8 protein-coding genes and 1 pseudogene are annotated in these 6786 nt (G+C 62.8%); 3 read left to right on the plus strand and 6 right to left on the minus strand.

The features are described 5' to 3' along the window. A pseudogene (locus tag AC3AYF_RS16415) lies at positions 1–468 on the plus strand (YjiH family protein); the annotation flags it as partial. A gap of 24 nt (positions 469–492) precedes the next feature. Here AC3AYF_RS16415 and hutC read toward each other — a convergent pair. Together hutC and AC3AYF_RS16425 are read right to left on the minus strand one after the other, a co-directional pair. Further along, on the minus strand, positions 493–1209 hold the full coding sequence (gene hutC / locus AC3AYF_RS16420) for a histidine utilization transcriptional repressor HutC (RefSeq protein WP_295036119.1): 717 nt from the start codon (positions 1207–1209) through the stop codon (positions 493–495). Then, positions 1206–1835 carry a HutD/Ves family protein gene (locus AC3AYF_RS16425; protein WP_295036118.1) on the minus strand — a complete coding sequence of 210 codons (630 nt, stop codon included), beginning with the start codon at positions 1833–1835 and terminating at the stop codon, positions 1206–1208. Before AC3AYF_RS16425 ends, hutC begins: the two co-directional genes overlap by 4 nt. Before the next feature lie 177 nt (positions 1836–2012). On the opposite strand from AC3AYF_RS16425, the gene AC3AYF_RS16430 reads away from it, so the two are divergent. After that, positions 2013–2879 carry a glycine betaine ABC transporter substrate-binding protein gene (locus tag AC3AYF_RS16430; protein WP_295036117.1) on the plus strand — a complete coding sequence of 289 codons (867 nt, stop codon included), beginning with the start codon at positions 2013–2015 and terminating at the stop codon, positions 2877–2879. A gap of 72 nt (positions 2880–2951) precedes the next feature. On the opposite strand, the gene AC3AYF_RS16435 is transcribed toward AC3AYF_RS16430, so the two are convergent. Then, positions 2952–3158, minus strand: a complete 207-nt coding sequence (locus AC3AYF_RS16435; RefSeq protein ID WP_149435376.1) for a hypothetical protein — start codon at positions 3156–3158, stop codon at positions 2952–2954. 157 nt (positions 3159–3315) lie between these two features. Here AC3AYF_RS16435 and AC3AYF_RS16440 point away from each other — a divergent pair, with 157 nt between their 5' ends. After that, a complete protein-coding gene (locus AC3AYF_RS16440; protein WP_149435377.1) occupies positions 3316–3870 on the plus strand; it encodes a flavin reductase family protein in 555 nt (184 codons plus the stop codon). A gap of 16 nt (positions 3871–3886) precedes the next feature. Here AC3AYF_RS16440 and AC3AYF_RS16445 read toward each other — a convergent pair whose 3' ends face one another. The 3 genes from AC3AYF_RS16445 to AC3AYF_RS16455 are packed head-to-tail and all read right to left on the minus strand — an operon-like array spanning position 3887 to position 6669. Further along, positions 3887–4918: a histone deacetylase family protein gene (locus tag AC3AYF_RS16445; RefSeq protein WP_295036116.1), complete on the minus strand. Its 1032-nt coding sequence runs from the start codon at positions 4916–4918 to the stop codon at positions 3887–3889. A 36-nt stretch (positions 4919–4954) separates the two neighbouring features. Then, the gene (locus AC3AYF_RS16450; RefSeq protein WP_487780018.1) at positions 4955–5899 is read right to left on the minus strand and encodes a 2-hydroxyacid dehydrogenase; all 945 of its coding nucleotides are present in this window, start codon (positions 5897–5899) and stop codon (positions 4955–4957) included. Between the two features lie 2 nt (positions 5900–5901). Continuing rightward, positions 5902–6669: a class II aldolase/adducin family protein gene (locus tag AC3AYF_RS16455; RefSeq protein WP_295036114.1), complete on the minus strand. Its 768-nt coding sequence runs from the start codon at positions 6667–6669 to the stop codon at positions 5902–5904. Between the last annotated feature and the right edge of the window lie 117 nt (positions 6670–6786).

Here is a 6786-nt window from a genome sequence, read left to right on the forward strand (position 1 = left end):
GCAGCGGACCGCGCGCCCCGACTCGGCGAGAGCGTCGTAACCAACCTGAAGGAAGGCCTGCTGATGACCATGAGTATTCTCCCGACCATTCTGTCGGTGGGCTTGCTCGGACTGCTGCTGGCCAAATACACGCCGGTGTTCGAATGGCTGGGCCTTCTGTTCTATCCGCTGATCGCGCTGTTCGGACTGGAGGAAGCGCGAGAGCTATCCCAGGCAGTGGCGTCCGGCATGGCGGAGATGTTCCTGCCCGCCCTGCTGATGGCGGATGCCTCGTTGCCGGCGCGTTTCGCTGCTGGGGTCGTGTCGGTATCGACGATCCTTTTCTTCTCCGCGTCCATTCCCTGCATCATGTCGACGCAGATCCCGCTGTCGGTGGGAAAAATCCTGGTGATCTGGTTTCAGCGCACATTCCTGAGTGTGGCGCTTGCGGTTCCCGCCGGCTATCTCGTCGCTGCCTGGGTCAGTTGAAACCGGGGCCACTGTCCAACCGGCTCAAGCCGTTGGTGCGTGCGCCATGGAACGCAGCTTGTAACGGTCACCGGGATGGATGAGATGCGCGTAGCTGATCAAGCGATCGCCGGACCAGGTGCGCCGTCGAACGCTCAGACACGGCATGGCTTCTGCGACATCGAGTTGCAGGGCGATCTCGATGTCAGGGAGGATCGCCTCGACGATATGTTCCATATCGCTGATAGGACAAGCCGCTACCAGTACCTCATTGGGCGTGTGGCGGTGGAAGTCAGCGTCCAGGTAGGCCGGCACCCAACGCGGGTTGACGTAACGATTCTCCAACTGGATCGGCCGACCATTTTCGAGATGAATCAGGCGCGAGTGATAGAGCCTGGTGCCGACCTTGACCCCCATGCGCATGGCAATCTCGTCGTCAGCCACAACGCTCTCCAATGTCAGCACACGGCTGGCATATTCGTGACCGCGTCCCCGCACCTCGTCGGCGATGTTGTTGATCTCGACCAGTGGCGATTCGGAACGGCGATCGGCAACGAAAGTGCCGATACCCGACTGGCGCCAGAGATACCCCTCCTGCACCAGGTCGCGGATCGCTTTATTGGCGGTCATGCGACTGACGCCGAATGTCTCCGCCAGCGCCTCCTCTGGCGGGATCTGGTGGTCCACGGGAAACTCACCGCTATGGATCCTGTCGAGCAGATACTGCTTGATGACTTTATAACGTGGAGGCTGGGGGCTCACTTACGCTCCTTTGATGATAGCTGTACCGGGTAGATCGCGATCAGAAAACCGGCAACGGACGTGTCTGCCAGAACCGTAGGCGCAGGGACATCGAAGCATCGTTCGTTGCGCCTCGCGGGATGGCTTTTCAAAACCAGCGTATCGCCTGCCATCCAGGTACATCCGCCCTGACTCGGCTGCGTCGGGCAGGCGGCCAGCACGAACCAAGCCGCCTCACAACCTTTGGGGCAGACGACGTCATCCCACTGGCACGGCTTCATGCTGCCATCCCATCGCGCTGGATCGAACATCAGGTTCAGCGCCAGGCTGGGGCCTTCTGGCAAGCGGCAGTCGACGGGTTCGCCTCCCGAGAAAACGGCCGACTCAGCGAGCGATAGCCCAACCTCGCGGTCACCGAAGGCCAGCGTGACGGGATGACGACCAAGCACGCCAAAGCAGCGCTGCCAGCCGCTGAAAGAAGAGAACGGGCCGGCCCGGTCCAGATCGGCAATCGACAGGCGCCAGCCGGGCTCGCTGGCACTGGCATCGCATGCCACTTCACGAGTCGTACCACCACCATTCTTCCAGCGCACCGCCTCCAGATTGCGCCATGGCAAGCAGTGAACGGTTTCCAGCGACAAGGTCATACGCGTCTCGATCCGATAGTGGGTCATCTGTTTCAGCCGCGCTTGCATGACACGGCTGACACGATGATCGAAGCATTGAAATTAATGTATATACATTATATAAACATTCGACGCGTGACCCCAGTCACTACCGTACCTTTTCAGACAACAACATCAATAAACCAAAAAGGATGTCGCATGTCCCCTTTCAAAAATCTACTGGTCGGTGGCGGTCTCCTCATCGCCGGCATGAGCATGAGTGCCGTGAGCGCGGCGAATACCCCGATTACCATCGGTACCAACAACTGGGCCGAGAATATCGCCATTTCCCACATGTGGCAGCAACTGCTCGGTGAAAAGGGATTCGATGTCTCGCTCAGCGAAGTCTCCAAGCCGATCCTGTTCGGCGGGCTGGCGGCGGGCGATATCGACATCTCGCTGGAAGTCTGGCTGCCGAGCGACAATTCGTTCGTCGAACCCTACAGCGATCGCATCGATCTCCACGGCACCTGGTACGACGATGCTCTCGACGCGCTAGTCGTGCCATCCTACGTCGACGATATCAATTCCGTTGCCGATCTCGAGCGTCATGCCGAGGATTTCGAGTATCAGGGCGAGCCGACGATCTTCGGCATCGAGCCCGGCTCGACCATCGCCGACGAGACCGACGCTGCCATCGAACAGTATCAACTGCCATTCCGTCAGCTCAGCAGCAGCGAATCGGCGATGATGGCGCAGCTCAAGGAAGCGTATCGCGAGAAGCAGCCGGTTGCCGTCACCCTGTGGCAACCGCACTGGGCATTCGCCGAGTACGATCTGAAGATTCTCGACGATCCGAAGAAGACCTTCAGCGCCGGCGAGCAGATCAAGTGGGTATCGCACCACGGTTTCGGCGATGACAACCCCGGGCTCAAGGCGATGCTGGATGCCTGGCACATGACACCGGAACAGCTGTCCCAATTGATGCTGGAAATCGAGAAAACGGGCGACCCGGACAAGGGTGCGGCACAGTGGATCGCCGCCAACCGCGATCTCGTCGATGGCTGGCTCGCCGCCAGGCCATAACCGCGTTCATCACCAGCGCAAAAAAATCCTGGCCATCAGCCAGGATTTTTCATGCCGACAACTCGGCGATCGTCAGCAGCGCGTGCAGTGCTTCAGGGTTTCGGCCTCGTCGCTCTCGAGCCGCGGGGTGCGGCGCGGCGATGCCGGCGACCGGCGCAACGGATGCAGCAGCACATTCGAACGCAGCATCGTCGACAGCATGGCGCGAACCACGTGCGCGAGCACGTAGACAACCACGGCCATAACGATCAACGCCTTGATGCGCCCTGAAATCTTCACGCTGCTTCTCCTTGAATGGGGGGTATCGGGGGGAATGACACGGAGGATATAACCACACGACTGTGACGAAAAATTGAAGGCGTCGATAACCGGTATGCGAGTCATCGATGTCGGTGGTCTATGCTGAAGCCACAGTATCGGCCGAGAGGTACCTGGCTTGAGACCGTCGAAGACCGATTTTCCGCTGGACCAATGCCGCTGCCATCTGGAAACGGGGCCGATCGTGCTGGTCGGCTCCCACTGGCGGGGCGAACGCAATCTGATGGTGATGGGCTGGCACATGATGCTCGGCTTCGCGCCGGCACACTTCGGCTGCCTGATTACCGCCGGCAACCACAGCCATCGTCTGGTGCGCGAAAGCCGCGAATGCACGATCAACGTGCCCACGCTCGAGCTCGTCGACGCGGTCGTCGGTGTCGGCAACAGTGACGGCGACGCGATCGACAAGTTCGATGCCTTCGGTCTGACACCGGAGGAGGGAGAGATCGTCTCGGCACCGCTGGTCGCCGAGTGTTACGCCAGCTTCGAATGCCGTCTGGCCGACGACAGCCAGATCGACCGCCACGAGCTGTTCATCTGGGAGATCGTCAAGGCCCATGTCGACACTTCGATCGAGCTTCCCCGCACGCTCCACTACCGCGGCCATGGCCGCTTCATGGTCGCCGGCGACGAAGTCGACCGATCGGGGGACTTCCGGGTGCAGAATCTGTAGAAGCCATCGCGGGCAGCTATGTTTTCAACAGCCCCTCGAAAAAGCTCACCGCATTGGCCTCGAGCCCTTCCAGGTAGTAACCGCCCTCCTGCACCACCAGCGTAGGCAGGTTCAAGCCCGCCACCGCGCGACCGAGCTTACCGAATCCCGGCGTGGAGACCGACACCCTGGCCTGGGGATCCTTCTCGTGGATATCGAAGCCCAGCGCCAGCACCAGCGCATCCGGTTCGAACAGACGAATCGCCTGGCAGGCTTGTTCGAGACGCTCGAAGAACACCGCTTCGGGTGAGCCGTGGGGCATCGGCAGATTGAGGTTGTAACCCAGCCCCGCGCCGCGCCCGCGCTCGTCCTCGAAGCCGGTGACCGCCGGGTAGAAGTTGGTGGTGTCGCCATGGATCGAGATGTACATCACGTCATCGCGCTCGTAGAAGATCTCCTGCACGCCCTGGCCGTGATGCATGTCGGTGTCGAGCACGACGACGCGCGGATAGCGCGAGGTCAGATGCTGCGCCGCGATGGCGGCGTTGTTGAGAAAGCAGAAGCCCCCGGCGGAGTCGATGCCGGCGTGGTGCCCCGGTGGCCGCGACAGCGTATAGGCGAAGCGCTCGCCCGCCAGCAGCGTTTCGGCGCCGGCCGCCGCGCTCTGGGCCGCCCAGTAAGCCGCCTGCCAGGTATGCTCCCCCACCGGGGCGCTGCCATCCGCCAGATAGCGCGCGGTTTCGGCGAGAATCCCGCGCAGCGCATTGGGCGAGCGCACGAAGATGCTGGAGATCACCTCTTCGCCCCAATCTTCGCCCCCGTTCTCGCTGACATCGTGCCAGCGTCGATGGGCACTCTCGAGAAAGCGCAGGTAGGGCAGCGAGTGCACCGCGCGCAGCGGCGCGACGCCACGATCCGGAGGCGTCTGAATCTCGAGGCCGAGCCGTCTGGCCGCCGCCAGCAGGTGCTCGGCGCGGTCGCGAACTTCCTGGGGTTGGCGCATCTTGCCGCGGGAAAAATAGGTCTGCGGCTGGTGCAGCAACTGGTCGTCGTGGAAGAAGGTCTTCATCGATGTTGTCCTTGTCATACGCAGTCCACCTGATCCTCAATAGCCCGCGTGGCGATCCACGACGCTTGCCGGCAGCTGACCGTCATCCACCCGCGCCATCGCTTCGGCGACCTCTTGAGCCACCTGGTTCGGCGTCGAATCGCAGGCGTCGTGGGGCGTAATCACGATCCGCTGGTGATGCCAGAACGGGTGATCCTGCGGCAGCGGTTCGATCGCGAACACGTCCAGCGAGGCTGCCGAAAGCTGGCCGTTCTCCAGCGCCGCGAGCAGGTCGGCCTCGATGAGATGCTCGCCGCGACCGACATGGACCAGCGCCGCCCCCGAAGGCAGCCGCGAGAACAGTTCGGCATTCAGGATACCGCGGGTTTCAGCGGTCAGTGGCAGCAGATTGATCAGGATGGCGCTGCGCGCCGCGAGCTGTGCGAGACCGTCGGTGCCGCTGAATCCTTCGACGCCAGCCGGCAGATTGCGCCCGCTGCGGGAGTGGATCGCGACGTCATAATCCAGCGCCGTGAGCGCCCTCGCCACCGCGCCGCCCATCTTGCCCGCCCCCAGCAGGCCGATGCGGACATCGCTGGCATCGCGCTTGGGCAACCGCTGCCAGTGTCGCTGGCGCTGATTGGCCAGATAGTCGCCGAAGCGGCGGTGGTGCCACAGCACGTGCCAAGTCACGAAACCCGCCATCATCTGCGCCTGGGACTCGCCGGCAATGCGCATCAGCGGCACGTCACTCGGCAAGCTGGGGCTCGCCAGGATGCCGTTGACGCCGGCCGCGATCGACGACACCAGGCGCAGGTTGGGATAGGGCCGAAAATCGTCGGCACCCGGGTCCCACGCCAGCGCCAGCGTCACCGCTTCTGGGTCGACGACCTCCTGCGGCAGCGCCAGACGGATATGCGGCGCCGTGCGTTCGAAGGCAGCGATATAGTCGCGCATGATCTCCGGGGAGCCCAGCAGCACGCCTTGAATCGTCCGCGCCATGCTCAGCCCTCGAAGTCCGGCTGGATGCGCTTCAGCAGCCGCAGGTAGGCGTCCCACTCCGGATCGTGGTCGGTGACGCCGTGATCCGAATCCCACTGTTCATACTGCCGGGCGGTATGCTCGGCCAGCGCATCGTCCACGCGCCGAACCTTCATGCCGCTGCCCATCAGCGCCAGCTGTGCCTGGCAGCTGCGCTCCAGATTGTGCATCCGCTTGAACGCCTCCCCCACGGTACGCCCGCACACCAGCATGCCGTGGTTGCGCAGCACCATGATCGGCTTGTCGCCGAGATCGGCCACCAGCCGCTCGCGCTCGGCCAGATCCAGCGCGATGCCCTCGTAGTCGTGGTAGGCGGTGCGGCCATGGAACTCCATCGACCACTGGTTCAGCGGCAGCAGCCCCTCTTCGAGACAGGAGACCGCCACCCCGGCCACCGAGTGCGTATGCAGCACGCAGTGCACGTCCGGTCGTGCCTCGTGGATCGCGCTGTGGATGGTGAAGCCGGCCTTGTTGACCCCCGCGCCCTCTGGATCGTCGATCACGTTGCCTTCGAGATCGATGGTGACCAGATTGGCCGCGGTCACCTCCTCGAAGCGATAGCCGTAGGGGTTGATCAGGAAGTGCTCCTTGCCGGCCTCGGCCCGCGCGGAGATATGCGTATAGATGCTGTCGTCGAGCCCGAAGTGGGCGATCAGCCGGTAGGCGGCCGCCAGATCCCGGCGCGCTGCCTGCCGGGCCGTGTCATGAGGCGCATCGGTCACCATGTTCATCGTCGATCTCCTGGTTGGCGCTGGATCATCGTTGTGCTTGTGGGAGGGTCGCCGGCCGCCGTTACCATGACGGAAGCGGTGAGAGATAACCTATCAGGCAACTTTCAAACTGTCGAC

The organism is Salinicola sp. (assembly GCF_982684285.1).

Excerpts from the sequence above, each read along its gene's own strand:
- AC3AYF_RS16425 (WP_295036118.1), bottom strand. The coding sequence starts at position 1,835 with ATGACCTTGTCGCTGGAAACCGTTCACTGCTTGCCATGGCGCAATCTG.
- AC3AYF_RS16430 (WP_295036117.1), top strand. The coding sequence starts at position 2,013 with ATGTCCCCTTTCAAAAATCTACTGGTCGGTGGCGGTCTCCTCATCGCC.
- AC3AYF_RS16445 (WP_295036116.1), bottom strand. The coding sequence starts at position 4,918 with ATGAAGACCTTCTTCCACGACGACCAGTTGCTGCACCAGCCGCAGACC.
- AC3AYF_RS16450 (WP_487780018.1), bottom strand. The coding sequence starts at position 5,899 with ATGGCGCGGACGATTCAAGGCGTGCTGCTGGGCTCCCCGGAGATCATG.
- AC3AYF_RS16455 (WP_295036114.1), bottom strand. The coding sequence starts at position 6,669 with ATGAACATGGTGACCGATGCGCCTCATGACACGGCCCGGCAGGCAGCG.